The organism is Bacillus sp. ISL-41 (assembly GCF_018613235.1).
Taxonomy (GTDB): Bacteria; Bacillota; Bacilli; order Bacillales; family Cytobacillaceae; genus Mesobacillus.
In genome coordinates this window covers 165,579-184,595 of record NZ_JAGGQP010000023.1, presented here as the reverse complement: position 1 = coordinate 184,595, position 19,017 = coordinate 165,579, and the positions used below count along the sequence as shown (strand labels likewise).

The window sequence follows — 19,017 nt, the reverse complement described above, 5'->3', positions numbered from 1 at the left end:
TCTTGAAACAGCGGATCGGTTCTGTTGTCTCGTAAATTTATATATTTTCACTTTTTACGAGAAGCAGGAACCGTCCCCTGTTTCATTTAACTACAAGGAAAGCCAATCGTAAAGGCAGCTGCGATTTCTCTCATAGGTCATCAATGGGACACTAGAACCTTCGCTTTGTTCCTAAATATTTTCTATATATGATTAACAATTAAGCCTTCTCCATGTCCATGTCCATGTCTATCAATCCTCCTATATTAAATGCATTGATATACCCTTAGCAACACTGTAAATTAATGTATATAAATAAATTCATACATATTAAGGAGGTCCAATGAAAATAAACTATTGGATATTGTCTTTTGTAGTCATTGCTGCTGTGTATGTCGGATTATACCTAAATTACTCCGCAAATACTAATGCAAGTAAAGAAGTAGCATCCACCGAAAATGCAAATAATCATATTGCAAAAACTTCCTCAGGAAAGCCACATAGAAAATCATCCGGATTGACTCCAGAATACCTTACTAAGTATCTAACAACAAACGGTTTTACGAATCAAGGCATCTTCACAGGAAAAACCACTGATATTTATTCTTTCGACACATATGCTGGAAATTCTAAAGTTCAGGTATCTGTAGTATTTTACTTTGAAAGAGAAACTCAAGAAATTTTGCTTATTGAAACTACTATTGATGGCAGCAATTTCTTAGGATATGACCAGAAAAAAGCGACTGACTTAGTTAACAAAGTTGCAGAAACATACTTAGTTCCTTTAGCAGCATTTCCATATAAAACTTCCAACCCGCAACTAGCTTCAGAATGGATAAATTCTCAAATTACAACCTCATTTTCCGATCAACCTAAAGAAAAAACAAGAAAAGTTATTGGTATTGCTTCAATTAACATCTTTGGAAGTCCACTTTTAAGAACTATGGAGATGGATTTTGGTTTTGTAAGACCAGATACTAAATAAGTTCAGAATAAGAAATCTCCTTGGGACTAAGGAACAGTTCATCTATCCGGAAAACTTACATAATTCAACTTTTTAAGAAAACTGAGAACTGTACCTTGACCCTTTGTCGCGAATGAATTGATTAACGAGTTTCAACAAACCTGCATATCATAAAGCTCTTCAAAATAACGTTCCTGGAACTTCTTGTTCAAAATCCCGGTAAAATAAGCAATCGGGTTCTTCACTTCCACCTTTGACTTCAGCTTCCGGACGAGCTGTCTGAAGGAGTCAAGGGACAGTGATAACAGGAGATCTGTATCTTTTTCATAGTTGTTGCGGTAGGCAGCGACCATACTCATCCGCCAGAATTCTTCGATCGACTTTGTGGACGGGTAAAAGTATTTTACAAGATTGACGAAATCACTTGGAACCCGGTCGCTGACAAAGAGATGATCTTCCGGTGCTTTTTCAGCAAGTGGTTTTACCACTGTAATTTCGGATAATTGTTCTTCAGCAGCCTTTTCTTCACGTTTATTATTCTTTTTAATATTAGTTTCAGAAGGAATGATAGTTTTATATTGGTGGCTCAATTGATCGCCAGCCGGTAGTTCATTCATTGGGAAACGATTGAATACATACAGGTTGCTGGACTGTGAACCGTTCTTGCGCGCAGTTTCATATACAATAAAAATACCAATTTCACTAGCCTTCAGGATCATCCTTTTAAAAGTAGAACGGGATATCCCCATCTCCCCATACTCCTCATAAATCGCCTTCAGGACCGTCCCGATCTTGGCATTGGCCACCCCAGGAACCTTCGCAGCAAAACGAGCCAGCCGCTTCAAACCAATCAACTCACCCTTACTGAAAAAACGCTTCTTATCCGCCATCCACATCTCAAAATGATTATTAAACTCCTTCAACGAACCAAACTGTGAATACTCCGCAAAACTCTCAATAACCGCCGATTTAATTGTCATGCTAATGCACCACCCTTTCACCCTTTATATATGGATGAAAGGGTGGAAAGGATAGGGTGGGATGGGGAGGATTGTGGCGTTTTTGTGAACGATTAGGTAGGAACCTTTAGTGGTATGCTGGCTGACTTGGACAAAAAAATACGATAAGCAGTGTGGACTGCTTATCGTTTAGATTCGCAAGCATATAATCATACTCTGACTCTCCAGGTTTGTAACATAGGTCAATTTGCCAGGCAACTCAGCATTTCATCTCTACTGCTGTGAGACGCAGGAAACCGTTCCTTTGTCTCTATGACCACAAATTCCACATATGTGGACTGACAACAAAAGAGATGTTGGTGGGTTTACAACATTTTTGATGAATGCTTTTCCAGATTGAGTTAAATATACTCCCTAGAACGCATTTCAACTTACTGTTAATGTATGTTAATGTTAAATATATTTTTACATTGTGGACATTGAATACGGGAATATCGTTGTAGTTCAATTCTGTCTGCAACAATAACATTATTACAAGTAGGACATTTTCCGTTTACTTCATTCGGGTTTCCGAAAATTAAGGTACCACCTTTACCAAATCCTACGGAGTTCCCTGTAACTTGTATGTTTCCTTGTTGCGTAATACCATTTATACCAACAGTGCCTGTGGAATCTTTGAAATGAGTACCTTGTAAGAAATTTGATGAGTGATCGGTCGCAAGTAAATGAGTACGTCGAGAGTTAATTTCGACGTTTTGCAACCGATTATGGCTGTTATTATTGGCTGAGACTGATGTAAAGTCTGCATTAATAATTTGATCAATTATAGTTTGTGTACTCCAATTCTCTGTTTCAACAATAAACTCAGAAGGTAACTCTTGTTGTGCTTGTTCAAGAATTAAATTAATACTTTCATCTAATGCTGATACAGCAGAAACGGTAGATGCCATTAATTGTATTTTTTCTATATCATTTTCTATTGTAGATATACGTGTATTAGTTTGATAAATACTATCACGTAATTCAGTTATTAATAAATTCAAATTATGGTTTGCAGCTAACTTATTAATTAATAGAGCAGCCTGTTGGTATCCTGGAACAGGAATTAATATAGCTAAAAAAGTAAAATAATCCAAATCCTCTGCAACTTGTTGATTCTTTGGTATCATTTTTAAATACGATTTAATTTGAGTAATTTTTTCCTTAATCACTTCTTGATCCCCCCAGTATTGTATCTTTAATTACCCTCTAAATATTGTCAATTTTCTACCATAATTTATTTAGTTTTCATGACTAACCTTCACTTTATGGGTGGAATTTAGCATTAATAGAAAACACTGTTTTATGGATCCTTTAATTTTTAAAGTACTAGCAAGTGCATCAAATATACTTCTGAATCCCCCTAGTAGCGCTTTACATAATGTTTCACCACAAATCGTACAACACACCTTGCAAATTGCATCAAGCACAGGAGGGTTGAATCCTAATAACTAAATGTAATTTCCTTGCTTAATAGAAGTAATTAAGAAGTAAATATTCTCATTAAATTTTAAAGTAGATTAAGAGTATTTCTTAATCCTTTAAAAGTTTGACAAATATTAATAAGCCACCCTTGCCTGGTAAGCATATTAGGGTAGCTTCTGTTCATCGGTGACAACCAACGGACTCTTCAGTCATCATATATTATACGTCTTTTAGTTCGTCTATATTCTATTTAGATCATCATTCTTATCTAATATAAAATATGATAGCTAAAAGCTATTTCCTCATTAAATCCACATAGGCTCCAAAGTTATCAATTTCTTTAACCTCAGTATCTTCAACCATACTATCAGCAATTATAGGCAAAAACTTTTCTCTTAATTGTTTCATCGCAACAGTTTTCCTTTGACTTTTAATGCTGAGATTTTTAGCTTCTATTACCTCTAAATACTTCTTTTTGTTTTTTGGAGTTAAAATTAGCCCATCTAATTCACAGACAGCCTTCTTATTACTATCTATAAACCTTAATGATCCAGCATAAACTATCGTTAGCCCTTTATAGTTAATATTACTTACTCTATGCCTTAGAGCAGACAACTCGTGTAAGCCATCCTTATCATCAGGAAAGATTTTTTTAAACTCTCCTATATATAAATCTAATTTACTTAAAGCCTTCTTGCTTCCTATTTCCAAAATAAATGGACATAATTTATTTGAGTAATTATACTCGCAGAAATAATCATTCCTTAATATATTTCTAAATAAATATGTAATTATCTTTTTAGTAACCACATCTATCAATGGTCCATTATTAACTTCTTTTAAAGAAAAATGTTTATACTCTAAATAATCATCTACCCCTTGAGATAGTATGCTGAGGCATTTATTTAATAGTTTTTTGCCACTCAATTTTTTGCTTAATGAATAAACAGTTCTGTATTTCTCGAAGCTTGGAGAAAAGTTAAAACCTATATAGATATCGTTTCCCAACTTTTTTAGTATCTCCATTTCCCTTTTAAAAACATCTACCGGGAAACCTCTTCGTTCTTTAATTCTAAATGTTAGGCTTAGATTTTTTTCTTTATTCCAAGGTATTTCATTTTCAATAATATGTGATTCCTCATATAATGGCGATTCTTTAATATCTAATATTAATTTGTTAATTTTAGCTACTTCTTTTAAATCCTCATTACTATTTAGGAACTCATTCAACTTTTTATGAATATCTATACTTCTATATGTTCCTACTAGTAAAGCGTTATTTTCTAGATATAAAGTATCTTCTAATAATTCGTTAATACGTTCTAAAGTGCCAAATAGATTTGAATTATTTTTTAGAATTTCGTCTATAAACAAACTATGATTAAATAAAACATTTTGCAAGCTAATTTCAATTGGTATATATGAAAAATGGCTATCAAGAACTATATATGAAACTTTTCTGATTTTGTTATAAAGATCCATCCATTTATCATTTTCGTTGTACAAAATGTTTTTTACAATCTTTTCGCAAATAACTCTATAGTCTTCTAACTCACTTGTCCTGCTTAACATATACAAAGCATTTAACCATTGTATTTTTTGATAATCCAAATTTTCCAGAAGTTTATCTAACAGCTTTTTCCCCTCACTACTTAATCCCTTTTTTAACCCATTTTTCACTCCATAATGGTTTTCTAAAATATAATGGAACCAAACTTTATTACTCGAAAATGTATCCTTAAAATGGCCCATATTAGCAAATAAAACAATTAGTTCAATAACTTCAGCAGCTGATATTTTTTCTTCATACATTAATTCTTTATTTAATCCCCAAGATTTAAAATTAATTTTAGATCCTAATCCTATCTCACTGTTTTTCTGAATAAAATTTAATAGCATATATTGTAATAATACATATTCATATCTTGTATAATGTGCTCCATTATGAATATATCTTATTGCTCCTAATTGGTTAGTATCTCTTAATTTTCTCTCAAGATTAAGATTTTTATTTTGGTAAAGGCCTTTAGGGAAATTGTATATAACAGGAGTAATTATCCCTATACCATTGATATTATATTCAAGCTTCATTGAACTGTTTTGCATTATATCTACCTCCACTCAAACTAGATACTACGATATCTATCAAACTAGAATAATTAGTACCCTGAAAAAATGCCTTTTGAAAATAGAGTTTTACCATAATTTCTATTTTACATTATAATAAGGAAAAATATAGAAATGATATTAAAAAGAAATACAAGGGCAACCACTATATATTTTGTTTATTTGATAAATCTATTCACGCTTTCTTACCGGCAACATTTAATAATTTTGTAAAAAAAAGACCCAAGCTTTAATAGCTGGGTCTCTTGAGCATATTCCATTTTTTCCCTTAAGCCCCTTCATACTCTTCAACATTACGATTAATCGTATCAATGATTCTTATAATCCCTCTTACATCATCAATATTATCCCTAAACAGCTCAGTTACGCTGCCTAGAGCTCGGAATGGATCTTCTTGTAATACTTTTTTCTCAAGAGTTCCGTTCTTCACAACATAATCAATAATGAGTTTTACGAATCGTAGTTGGTTAACATTCAGCTTTTCTTCATTTAGAAACTCTGAGAATGCCTCATTTGCAGCCTGCTGATCAAGGCCAACTATCTGCCTAACGAGTTTGGTTATAGGGGTATCACCAAATTCTTTCTTATAGTCATCCTGGGTTCCTAGTTCATTCCACAAGATGCCTTCAAGAGTTTCTATATCTTGTCTGGTAAGTGGCTTGTTATATCGCAGCTTATATATCGCTGTTTGATCTTGATGTTCTTTTAAGTATTGATTGACCTTCTTACGGTAATTTTGCAAATCATTTGAGCCGTAAAAAGGTGTTTCACCTTCACCAATTATTGTAAAGTTATCCTTGAAATTTGTGAAATAATCCTTTTGGCTTTCTTTTTCTAAGAATTTAACCAACTCACGTATAGCTTCACGCACTTCTTCAAGTTCAAAAATATTGGCTTCTTCCCAAAATACATCAGTCTGTACCTTTAAGAGAATGTCTCTTTTGGCATTCACTTGAGGGATGGTACTTAGCTTAGAAAGCTCTTCGGCTGTTTGAACTACACTTTTAATTGGCCTACCTGCATTCTTGGCGGTTAGTTTTGCAAGTTCAATGGAATACATTACGCTGTCAAATCGCTTTGCTAGTTCATTATCCACTATGGAAAGGATTAGCGGAGAGATATGCTCTTGAATTTCACTTACATTCGTAACGCTAAGAGCTTGCCAATTCTCCCGGTTTTTATATTTGTGAACATACTGTAGGTGCATTCTTACTTGGAAATTTTCATCATTTAGCCGACTAATCTCTTCGTACACATCTTCAATTAATTCTTTACGGTGCCGAATATAAGGTTCCTCTTGAAAATCGAGTGCCTGAAGTTCTTTTATAATATCTACCTTCAAATTAAAGATACGTTCGGTTAAACCAACTGAAGTTTTCCCTTCAATTCCTTTTTGGTTTTCTCTAAAAAACTCAAAGTTTCTTAAATAATCAAATATTAAAAAGAATTCTTTGTCCTCACCAACACCAAACAGATTCGGACACAGGCGAGTACCTCGGCCAATCATCTGCCAAAACTTTGATTTTGAGCGAACCTTTTTGAAAAATACCAGGTTTACTACCTCTGGAATGTCTACTCCGGTATCTAACATATCAACCGATACTGCAATCTGCGGAAATTTATCTTTTGTTGAAAAATCATCAATAAGAGTTTGTACGTAATCAACTTTATAGTCAATTTGAGCAGCAAACTTTCCATTGTATTGCGGATATATCTGATTAAATCGTTCAACGATACGTTTAGCGTGCTTGGAATTATTAGCAAAGATAATGGTCTTTCCTAGCTTATCTCCACCCTCAACCTTAATTCCTTTTTCCATAAGATCATTTAACACTTGATCAATAGTATTGTCATTAAATAACCACTGATTAACAGCAGAGTTGCTTATCTCTTCGCCTTCTTCTTCATCAAAGGTATCTTCAAATTGTTCTTTCTCTTCATCAGATAATTCATCATACCGGAGACCGTCATCTAAGATTTTTGAAGAAGCTTCAAATGTTCGGTACTCAACTAGATAACCATCTTTTACTGCTTGTTCAAGTTCATATGCATAAGTAGGGGCACCAGTTTCTAAGCCGAAAATATCGTAAGTATTTTTATCAATTTCATCTTTTGGAGTGGCCGTTAATCCTAATAAGGTGGCATCAAAGTACTCAAAGATTGCCCGAAATTTTTTATATATACTCCGGTGACTTTCATCAACAATGATTAAATCGAAGTGTCCAACAGTAAAAAGCTTATTACCGTCTTTTCGTTTAGTATCATCAATGGCATTCATCATCGTGGGATATGTCGAAAATACCATCCTGCTTAATTCAGGATTATCTTTGTTATCAAGCAAATTACAAAGAGTCATACTTGGGAGGAGGTTATTAAAGTTTTTCTTTGCTTGTAATACCAAAGCCGTTCTATCCGCTAGGAACAACACATTTTTCACCCAGTTATGTCTTACCAAAACATCAACCAGCGATACAGCCGTTCTTGTTTTTCCGCTTCCAGTAGCCATAACTAAGAGTGCTTTTCGTTGTTTTGATTGAATAGCTTCACAAACGGCAAGGATAGCTTCTTTTTGATAATAACGGTTTGAGATTTCCTCTTTAATTTCAATATCCACTAATGGTCTTTGAATTGTCCGACGATCAATTAATAGTTGAAGATCTGACTTAGTATAAAATCCAGATACTTTCCGCTCAGGGTAATTCACATCATCCCAAAGCCGGATATCAAATCCATTAGTGTAGAAGATAATCGGCCTTTGACCGTGCATTTGCTCAATACAGTCTGCATATAACTTTGCTTGTTGCTTTCCTTTATTAGCATCATAGGAGGTTTTCTTCGCTTCCACGACTGCTATAGGTTTCCCATTATCACCAAGTAAAACATAATCCACAAATCCTATATTTTGACTGTTCGGCATACCGGAAACTTGATATTCTTCAATAACATTTTTTCCAAACTCCCAACCAGCTAACTTAAGTTCTAAATCAATATAGATCTTCCTAGTTTGGAGTTCAGAAATTTCGTCAACTTGGAAATTGTATTGTTCGGTGTTTTCAATACGTTTATCAGTTAAGACCTTACGCATTTCCTCATTTTCACGCATCAAATCTTCAAGCTTTCGGTCTTTGGAGCTCAATTTATCATATAACTCTTTATATTCATCGGGTCTTTTTCTTGGCTCGTCTCCAGTTAAAAGAAGTTCTTCTTTAAACTCCGACTCGGAATAATTATCTGAGTAACAGTAATCTAACCAATCAATAAATTGATGAAGGTTATGTAATGCTAATACAGCCTCATCCCTTGTAATAGAAGAAGTAGTGTGAACCGCAACATTTCCCAGCTTTATGATGTACTTCAATAATGGAAAAAGGTCTTCATCTATAATTGACTTGAATGTTGGCTCGTGAATTAAACTAGACAAGTTATCTTGATAGGGTACTCTTAACTCTCTATCGGAAGCATATAACCATTTTACTGATAGCTCCAACGCCCGTCTGGTCAAAATTGCACAGGTTGCAGGGCTAACTTGAAGGCTTTTTTCTGCCTCCAAGCAAGCATTTGAAAAACCGCTAAATTGAGCTTTTTCCCTTAAAAACTCAAAATTTCTTAACAAGTGAATTCCTCCCTAAAGAGTGGTCTGATTATATTAATTAGTTTAAATTACTAAATAATTCGCCATTGAATGCCCGTTGCAGAAGAGAATTGAAGTTATTTTCTAATTGTTCCAAACTACTTTTTAATAATGTTTGTTGTAATTCTACTTTATTATATAGCTTTACAAATTTATTCTGAATATCCAATGGCGGCAATTGGATCTTTAAACTTTTTATTTGGTCTGCATTTAAATGTGGTTGCCCAGCTCTTCTAGTTAATGGCTTAATAATTACCTCAAGGTAATTAGAATTAAAAAAGGTATTTAAATAAAAAGGGTTCACCTTATCCTCATTTAAGCTTACGATTATATCGTATCCTCCATAGTGCCCCACAAATTCTTCAGTAATTACTGCGTTATCACCTGAATTAACTCCACTTCTTACGAAAATAATTTCACCAAAGCATAATTTACACTTCTGAATTTTACTAGCTTCTTCGTTACTAATAAAAAGCATATTCTTCTTAAGAACTTTACCTTCTTTTATGTTAGTTGCCCTTATAAACATAAATCCATCATCAGAAAATGTTGGAGGTGTTGATGTTCCATAACGTATTTCATTAATTACCTCTTGAAAGTCTATAATTTCCCATTTTTTATTATTTAGAATTGGGTCTCCGAACATCTCTAAAAACACGCTTGGTGTCAGAGTAGATAAAACTGCTATTTGAGCTTTTCGTTTGTCTACTAAAGATTTGGCAATATCTAAAGCTTCAACTATTTTGTCTTGGATAGTAATGTTTGGAATATACACTAAACTGTCTACAATATCCTTAACAGATAAATGTTTTACTGTAACAAAAGGTGTCTTATCTTCGATATCTTTTAATACTTTAGGGAGAAGATATAACAGATACCTCTCATTTAACATTAACGTTTTACTTTTAATTCTACATACCCGTTGATTAAGTAGGGCTTTACCACCTAACCATTCTCTTATTTTAAATTCGCCATCCATTGTAATTAAAAAATCTCCATTATTAACAACATACTTCTCTGAATATTCTCCAGAATAGTATGTATTTGATTTCCCAGAATTAACATCTCTGATCCTAATTATTGGTATACCTTCATTTTCATTAAATAACTTTGATTTAAAAGCAAAGCCACTATCAATCTCTACGTAATCTCCTAGTCTCACTTTTATCATTTTATAAATCCTCAATCTATATAATTATTTTTTCAAGTTCAGATAACCCTGTTAATATTTCTTCTTCTAGCTCTTTAATTTTGGTAATAATAATTTCTGGTTTCTCATATACCAATTCTTCGTACTCAATCTCTTTATATTTATTAATAGACAACTCATAGCCATTTTTACGAATTTCATCTACAGCAACAAAGAACGATTGTTCTGCACGATTTCTTGCCTTTTCATTATCTAAGTCACTAAATCTAGCCAAAATATCTGGAATATCGTTTGCATCGATTGGATTTCGTTTATCGTCTAAAGAGTAACCATCTGCTTTCATATCATAGAACCAAACATCTTCGGTTCCACCTGCACCTGTTTTTGTAAAAATCATTATTGCTGTTGAAACTCCTGCATAAGGTTTAAATACTCCTGACGGCATTGAAATAATAGCTTCTAATTTATGCTTATCTACTATTTCTTTTCGAATAGATTTATGTGCATTAGAACTACCGAATAGGACACCATCTGGAACAATAACAGCAACCCTTCCACCTTTTTTAAGCATTCTAATAAATAATGCTAAAAATAATAGCTCGGTCTTTTTGGTTTTTGTTATTTTTAGAAGGTCGTCAGATACGGAGTCATAATCTAATGAACCTTTAAAAGGTGGATTTGCCAGAACAAGTGTATATTGCTCAGTATCCTTATTCTGCTCGGACAAGCTGTCACGGTAAGCTATATTAGGATTATCTACTCCGTGAAGCATCATATTCATCGCACCGATTCGGAGCATTGTTCCATCCATCTCAAACCCGTGGAACATTTTTTGATTGAAATGCTCCCTCAGACTTTGAACTAGGAACATATCACTATGATTTTCTTTTAAGTACTCTCCAGCAGAAACAAGAAATCCTGCTGAACCTGCTGCCGGATCTACTATAATATCTTCAGGTGTTGGCTTCATTAATTTAACAATCATATCAATGATATGCCGTGGTGTTCTAAATTGACCATTAGTACCAGCTGTAGAAAGTTTTGATAGTAAATACTCATATAAATCCCCAAGAGTATCCTTTTTACCATCTGGATTACTGGCTTGCATTAACCCATTTACTCCTGCAACAACTCTTGCTAAGAGAGATGGTGTAGGAATTACAAAAATAGCATCCTTCATAAATTTAGAGTAAACAGTACCTTTCCCACCTAGTCCTTTGATGAATGGGAAAACCTCCTGTGAAACCACCTTAAACATTTCATCCGGACCCATATTTGAAAAAATAGACCAACGTAACTGCGGCTTATCTTGTGGGAAGATACCTTCGTGTTCTATACCTAAAAGTTCTGCATCCATTTCTTTTTTCTTTTCGTTATCATCTAGGCCCTTGATATACAACAAATATGTAAACTGTTCAATAACAGTTAAAGGATTGGTTATTCCACCTGTCCAGAATGTCTCCCAGACTTTATCAACTTTATTCTTTAATTCTCCCGTAATCATTGTTACACCTCATAAATTAAGAATCATATATGCATATGTAAGTTCTATTATACTATATCTCGACTTGGAAATATAATGGAAAACCCATCTATCAGTGTCCTTCTTTTCACCTGATGAAACGAGGGACTGTGCTCGCTCACACTAGGGAACCGAATTGAGAGAAATAACACCCTATCTGTCTTGCTTAAGTCCATGCCTAAATGAAAAAAAGATATAATGGAGTTATAAAAAATCCCTCAATTGAATTGTGCTTACTACAGTTACAAAATAAAGAGGATAGCGAATTGTCTACCCTCCTTCTTCTACACCAATTATTATCATTATTCTCTAAATATAACCATCACCCGTGTTCCAGAAGCTGTCTGAAATGGATACTCTCATAACAAAGGCACTTTTCCTGCGTTCCGGACTGTTACGCTGTCCGAATATAATCCAACTAATGAGACAAGGAATCTTTCCCATGTGTCTTTGGGCTTACCTCTTAACACTCTCCCAAACTTCACTCTGCATCTTCTTCGTATTAAATGGCACTATGACGTCTTCTGCCAACTCTGACTTATCGATCAGTATCTGATGCATTATCTCTTCTACTGTTCCATTCGGAAAGTTTCCTGGGTCTTGGGTAATTAAATGATATACATATACATCTCTCTCTTGGCCAATTCGATAAGCTCGGTCAGTGGCCTGATTTTCAACAGCTGGATTCCACCACCGTGTAAAATGAATCACGTGGTTAGCACTTGTAATTGTTAGTCCAACACCTGCTGCTTTAGGCGACAAAATCATTACTTGGAAACCTTCTAAGTGATTAAATTCTTCTACCACGCCCGCTCTATTATCTGTACTTCCATCAATAATAGGAACATGTATTTTAAATTTCTTTGTGATCTCTACTTTCAGAATGGACTGTAGTTTTCGGAACTCCGTAAATATCAATACTTTTTCCTGCTGTTTCTGGACCGTTTCTAGTAGTTCTAATACTTTCTGAAGCTTTGGAGAGTGCTTTACTAATGGCTCTATATCATCATTAACTGCTGATGGATGTCCATAGGCTTGTCTTAAATTCATTAAGGCCGTTAACATATTTGCTTGGTTACCGCTTCTGGCAGAAACAATGGATGCAGCTAATTGCTGCTGTATGCGTGAGGCGCTAAGATAATATGGCTCCTTAATATGCTTTGTTGGCAACTTATCTGCAAGAACCTCTTTTTTCGTTCTTCGAAGATAATAAGGCTGCAACAACTTACGTAACTCCTCTGTATTTACCTCTTTCACATAACGCTTTCTGAAATCCGCCAGTGACGAGAATGCTCCAGGTTCAACAAAGTCCATAATCGCCCAAAGTTCTTCGAGTGAGTTTTCTACCGGAGTCCCAGTCATAGCAAGTCTGAACTTCGCTTTCATAGCACGTAACGCTAATGACCGAGCAGAGCCATAGTTCTTCGCATTCTGCGCTTCATCCGTTATTAGATTCTGGAAATCAACTTGTCCGAAAACGAACTGGTCACCCTTTAATGTGTCATATGTAGTTAGTATAATTTTCTCTTTTTCTAGCTCCGCTTTCGTTCGATGACGTGATGGTCCACTATGGATATACACAAATGGAGATAGCGATGGGGCAAACTTTGCAATTTCATTCTTCCAGTTATTGATAAGCGCTTTAGGCAAAACGATTAAGGTCGGTGCAAGTTGACCCTGACTCTCCCTATGAAGTAAGAAAGTTATTACTTGCATCGTCTTTCCTAACCCCATGTCATCTGCCAACAGCCCATTGCTCCCAGCTTCAGCAAGACTAGCCATCCAAAAGAACCCTTCTTTTTGATAGTCAAAAAGATTGGCTTTTAATCCCTCTGGTATTGGATAGGATTTATACCGCTTTTCACCAGTTCCGGCTTTGCTAAATTCCAATTCATCTTCATTTTTTAGAATTTCCAAAGCTATCTTTTCTTTGGTCTGTTTCTCCTCCTGCTCCACAAACCCTAGTTCTTGCTTTGCTTTTTTGTCTAAATAAAAGTATGTATTGTTCTGTTTGTAAAAGAGTTTATCCGGTTCGCGGGCAACCTGATTACGCATTTCATCTTCATCCATTTCAACCGGCTGACCCGACTCTGTATTAAACCAAACTCGTTTTCCGTTTACTACAGAATAGTGCACACGTTGAATGACAACATAACCTTTTACTCGCTCAGAGAAGTCTTCAAGATTAAATGAGAATGTAGCATCTCCAAAAAAAGCGTGGGGATTCTCAGCGAATTGAGGGATCTCTTCCCCTCTTAAAACTTGTTTTTGTTTAATTTTCTTTATATCTTCAACTACTCTCGGCGCAAACCTTACTCGTTGCCTTGTATCACCCTTTTTAATACTAGCATTTAACTGATTTTGCTCGACTAATTGATCTGCAGTGGCATCATCTGTTTTAATCTCAAGCTTTAGTGTATCTTCATCTATCAGTTTAGGTTCAAGTTCAATTCCATCAACAAAGGTATATTTTTCTCTTGTTAGAAAGTCATCTAGTGTAAAATTATATTTCTTTGCAAGGTGCTGGACGCGAGCGATCTTTTCATAAGGATCTTCTATCTCGGAATGAATGACTTGAAACAATTGCCATATTCCTTCTGAAAGTAATTTAACTTCGTCTTTTTTTCTTAAGAAAGGACCTTCAATATCCCATTCGAATTCGACATTCTCACCTTTTGTGTCTTTCAATGTCACTTTAAATTCTGGCTGTTGTCCTGATAACCCCGTCATTTGAATAAAAACTTGCAGGTGCTCTTCAACTATTGGGAGACTTAAAGCAGCAAGGTCTTCTTTTAAATCTATTTCGTATCCAGCATAGACCTCTTGCTCTAGGTCATCTTGTATTTTCACACGATCATGTAAAATATCATAGTAGGTATGGACAGGCAATCTTCCGCCTTCAAAATACTGCGTCTCGGACAATCCTTCATAAATGACATACTCCGTTGAACCCTCTACACCAAAATAGGCTCCATATGCGTCAGGTGGAATCGGCATTTGGATTTCATCACGTTCCTTCCCCCTGACTAAAAAAAGACGAAAAGAGATGTCCGTTCCATTTAAATGAAACGACATCTCTAACTTTTTTGTTTGGAATCGTTGAAAAATCCTGACCATTTTTTACACATCCCAACCTAATTTATTTCTTAAGTATTTATCAACATCTTCTTGCCATCCTGAATAATGTTTAATTCTACCTTCATCGTGACTAAGTGTAGTATCCATAAAAGCATTCCTATTAATTTTATAGGGTCCCGGTACAGGTCTATTAGGTTTATAATATTGTTCGTAGATTGAAACTTTCACATCGAATTTGTCATCGAACCAGCTTCTGTCATAAATATATATAGCTCCTCCTGTCATTTTTTCGATGATTACTACATCACTAAAGTACATGAAAATCGTAGCATCATGAGGTAAATGGATGAGCCGTTGGATTCTGCGCGAGTATTTTTTCCAGTATTTAAAGCGTTCTCCACCTTCTCGATTTTCGCCAAAGAAATCAAACAGTTCTTTGGACATATACCAGCTATGAAACTCTTCTTTTTCTTTTTGCCTTACATCAAACCATTTCATCGGAGACTTCACATGAGTTTGGAGTTTACTAAAGATCTCATCACTAATATCCGTGACTTCATAACATGATTGAGAACGAATAAACCCTTCCGCCAACATTTGACGTTTGGTGTTATCCGCTCTTCTAAAATACTCAATAAATTCAGTTTGATAGGCTTTATATAAAGATGTTGTTCCATTAACAAACATGTTAAATAATAAATCTTGGTAAAAGAGATGGCCTTTTTCTACCATTAAAAATTCTATGAGCTTATCAAACTCATACCTTGACGCATATTGATGTATTTGTTTACTAATCGGTCTTCCATCTTCCATGAGAAGATCCCACAACAGAATTTTATCTTTAGACCAGCCTAAAGTTATAGATTCTTTTCTCTCGCTATAAGCTTCCTTTGCGATATCCCAGGTCTCATCAAACACATTGTTATGATACGTACTATGAAGGGCGTAATCAAATACCCGCATGTCCCTTTTAGAAAAAAGATTTAGCTTATGAACGAGGTATTGAACCGCCATCATGTTTTGGATTTTTGGAATGATAAAAGTAAAAGCCAGCAACTTCTCAGGACTAAGTCTATCTAGCCAAGTTTTAAAACGATCAAAAGACTCTTCCAACAATATTTTTGTTTGAACTTCAAGTTCCGCAATTAAGGATCTGAATTTTTCTGTATTGAAAGGTAATCTACGTCTCTCTTTAATTTCACGGTCAACCCATTCAGTAATAAGAACTGGTTTATAAAAATATCTCAATCTTCACTCACCAACTTTTGAAGCTCTTCAATTCGCTTTTCTTCTTTCAAACGAAATAAGAATTCCACACGTCTTGATTTATCAGGGTTATACGTTCCGTCAGGATTATTAATAGGTACCATAAACGATCGACCATTCGAAGTTAAGTAGTCTTTAGAGAGATCCTTTTCAGGAAAGTCCACAAAGTTTTCGTCATAGATTTCTTGAACAACAGAAAAAGCTCGAGCTTGTGATAAATCCAAATTGTATAAGTAACTTCCAGCTTGGTCAGTATGCCCTTCAACAATAATGGAGGATATATCCTCTCTGAACTTCTCTTGTAAAATGATTCCGAAGTATTTAGGAACAAATTCTCTTAAAAACTTGATTCCTTCTGGTGAAAGGTCTGAAGAATTGACTTCATATAGGATATTCCCTGGAAATCGTATAGCTCCCGTCTGAGGATCAACTTCAATATTCATATTAGACCCTTTAAATTCTTCAGTTAAATCTGCAATTATATTATTTTTTACATTCGTCACCGCATCGATCTGACGCTGCTTTTCATCCATATCACTTTTATAATCAAGAATAATCACAGATAGTAACAAAACAAATACCATCAACATCGCGCTCATTAAGTCTGCGTAACTCATCCAGTAATTTGTTTCTTTCCGTCTTCTTCTCATACGCCTTGCTCAACCTTCTCTTCAATCTGATTGACATACTCTGTTAAATGTTCTACTGAGTTTTTGTATTGTTCACCCATTAATTTGAAATGAACAACCGCCTCACGTAATTCTTCATCAAATAGTTTAAAAGTTTCGCTGACACCTTGATTCATATTATCTTTAAAGCTGATCATGGTAGAATTAAGCTCATCTTTGATGGATTCAAAGTGCTTGGCAGCAGATTCCCACTGTTCTCTTGAGTATCTTGTTTGCTGTGTCACTCCATTTAAGTGATCAGAAGTTACTGTCATAAATCTACGCATATCTTCAACTAATGCTGTATTCCAAGAGTCCAGCTTTGGAATCATTTCTTCTTGCATATCCTTCATTTCCACGATTGATTCAGCTAATTCACTTAAACCATTGATTGTAGTCGTTAGAGATTCGCTCAACGGAACAAGCTCGGCAATTGCAACTTTTGCTCTCTCCATAAAATCAGCTGAATCTCTGGAAGCTTCTTTTTGATTATTGGAGGCTTCGACAAGCTCGTTCGATAATTCTTCGAAACGCTTTGAAACCATGTCGGTTTTTTCAACTAAAGTCTCAATCATAGAATTTTGAACTTCTGCCATGCGGTCTCCAAAGGCCACGAACTGATTCACCAACTCGTCTGATTTAGACATAAAGCTCTGCTGATGAGAAATCATTTCCTTTTGTGTTGCTGTATGTTCAACCATCATTGATTGGATATTTCCTATGTCATTTATAGCATTTAATAAGTTTTCTTGAGCAGATGAATAATTACGCTGTGTTTCGTCCATTTGTTCTGAAAGATTAGTAAATGTGGAAACCATGTTTTCTGTTTTATGGATCATGTTTGAATTTGATTCGGCAGCTTGATTAAATTGTTCTACTGTATTTTCTAATAATGAATTCATTCGATCCTGATTTTCTTGAGCTAAACGAAGTACTTGAGAGAACTCATGAATCGATTCATTCATTGACTCACTTACTCCATCCATAATTCGGTTAGCCATGTCCTCACTTTGATTTTTCATAAGATGCAGATGCTCAAGCGATGTTTCATTTTGCTCTTTCATTTGATGTGTAATTTCTTGATTCCCTTTTTCAATAGTTTGGACAAAAGGTACCATCGCTTTTTCCAAAGCATCGGTTAATAACGTTTTCATTTGTTCAGTCTGATGCTGTTGAATCTTCTCCAGGCGATTCAAGAAAATTTCTTCGTCGTCAGCATTGAGGAAATAATGAAGCTTATTGATATGCCACTCAATATCTTTATTTCTTTGACGAGTTATTAGACTATCTATAAATATCCATAGAATTGAAAAAACTACCCCTAAAACAGATGTGTAAAAAGCTGTCTTCATTCCACCTATTAGTCCCGAAACCCCTTCTCTTAATAGATCAGGGTCAGCCATATTTAAACCAGAAAGCCCAATTGCCAATCCAATAAAGGTTCCGAGTACCCCTAGTGAAACATGAATTCCACTACCGTTATCTAAAATGTTTCTTTTACCAAGAGTATCGTGCATTACATCATATCCGAAGAATGGTTCTACTCGAATTTTCTCATCAATCGAGTTTTCTTTTCTCACTCGACTGAAATAACGCTCCCACTGCATTCGATAAGGATTGTTTTCTTTTAACTTTCCAAAGATCTTATTTATTTCCTTATTTAGTTCTTTGATATTCAAAGAAGAATCCAGATTATTTAATTCAGTTCTAATGTATTTCATCGCTTTGATATTTTCTTTTTCCATATAATAATGCAATAATAAATACATTACGAAAAAAGCAACTTGAAAGAAAAGAAACCCACTTGTAAAACTATTTAATCCTATATTATTAATCCAGTTATAAATACTCTCAAATAGAGCAAACATACTATACCCCCTACAGATCTACCTATTTATCTATTTTATCATTCCCAATTACTAGTAACTAGTAGATTTAAAAGCCAAGTTGTGGATATTTTTATAGGGAGCAACAGGGGAAATTCTCGTATCCCCTTAAGTAGGAGTGGAGACTTTTTTCATCCAGATAAAAAAAGAGACAAGCAAATTGCTTATCTCCACAGTCCGGCCATCCCAATAAATCACATGTACAGAGGATGTCGATTCTACTTTGGTAGTCTTATAGATTGATCTCTTCACCTTCATTGATACTCTTTGCCTTCTCAAAAACTCCCTTAGCCACAGCTAAATCAAATGAGCCGCCCCAACTG

Annotated in this window: 11 protein-coding genes; 1 reads left to right on the top strand and 10 read right to left on the bottom strand. The window is 34.9% G+C overall.

What is annotated here, in order from left to right; all coding sequences use genetic code 11:
• Positions 1–322: 322 nt before the first annotated feature.
• Positions 323–964, top strand: coding sequence for a hypothetical protein (locus J7I80_RS11620; protein WP_214738522.1), 642 nt, complete (start codon positions 323–325; stop codon positions 962–964).
• A gap of 131 nt (positions 965–1,095) precedes the next feature.
• Here J7I80_RS11620 and J7I80_RS11615 read toward each other — a convergent pair whose 3' ends face one another.
• From J7I80_RS11615 to J7I80_RS11570, 10 genes are all read right to left on the bottom strand, one after another.
• Positions 1,096–1,923, bottom strand: a complete 828-nt coding sequence (locus J7I80_RS11615; RefSeq protein WP_214738521.1) for a hypothetical protein — start codon at positions 1,921–1,923, stop codon at positions 1,096–1,098.
• 416 nt (positions 1,924–2,339) lie between these two features.
• On the bottom strand, positions 2,340–3,113 hold the full coding sequence (locus J7I80_RS11610; protein WP_214738520.1) for a hypothetical protein: 774 nt from the start codon (positions 3,111–3,113) through the stop codon (positions 2,340–2,342).
• 547 nt (positions 3,114–3,660) lie between these two features.
• The gene (locus tag J7I80_RS11605) at positions 3,661–5,472 is read right to left on the bottom strand and encodes a hypothetical protein (protein ID WP_214738519.1); all 1,812 of its coding nucleotides are present in this window, start codon (positions 5,470–5,472) and stop codon (positions 3,661–3,663) included.
• A 289-nt stretch (positions 5,473–5,761) separates the two neighbouring features.
• Positions 5,762–9,106, bottom strand: coding sequence for a DEAD/DEAH box helicase family protein (locus J7I80_RS11600; protein ID WP_214738518.1), 3,345 nt, complete (start codon positions 9,104–9,106; stop codon positions 5,762–5,764).
• A gap of 37 nt (positions 9,107–9,143) precedes the next feature.
• Positions 9,144–10,295 carry a restriction endonuclease subunit S gene (locus tag J7I80_RS11595; RefSeq protein WP_214738517.1) on the bottom strand — a complete coding sequence of 384 codons (1,152 nt, stop codon included), beginning with the start codon at positions 10,293–10,295 and terminating at the stop codon, positions 9,144–9,146.
• Between the two features lie 16 nt (positions 10,296–10,311).
• The gene (locus tag J7I80_RS11590; protein ID WP_214738516.1) at positions 10,312–11,778 is read right to left on the bottom strand and encodes a type I restriction-modification system subunit M; all 1,467 of its coding nucleotides are present in this window, start codon (positions 11,776–11,778) and stop codon (positions 10,312–10,314) included.
• A 474-nt stretch (positions 11,779–12,252) separates the two neighbouring features.
• Positions 12,253–14,913, bottom strand: a complete 2,661-nt coding sequence (locus tag J7I80_RS11585; protein WP_214738515.1) for a DEAD/DEAH box helicase — start codon at positions 14,911–14,913, stop codon at positions 12,253–12,255.
• Positions 14,914–14,916: 3 nt separating this feature from the next.
• Complete coding sequence (locus J7I80_RS11580; protein WP_214738514.1) at positions 14,917–16,122, bottom strand: hypothetical protein; 1,206 nt, start codon at positions 16,120–16,122, stop codon at positions 14,917–14,919.
• Entirely contained in the window at positions 16,119–16,790 is a 672-nt protein-coding gene (locus J7I80_RS11575) for an OmpA/MotB family protein (protein ID WP_251027723.1), read from the bottom strand. Before J7I80_RS11575 ends, J7I80_RS11580 begins: the two co-directional genes overlap by 4 nt.
• Complete coding sequence (locus J7I80_RS11570; protein ID WP_214738513.1) at positions 16,787–18,676, bottom strand: MotA/TolQ/ExbB proton channel family protein; 1,890 nt, start codon at positions 18,674–18,676, stop codon at positions 16,787–16,789. Before J7I80_RS11570 ends, J7I80_RS11575 begins: the two co-directional genes overlap by 4 nt.
• Positions 18,677–19,017: the final 341 nt, after the last annotated feature.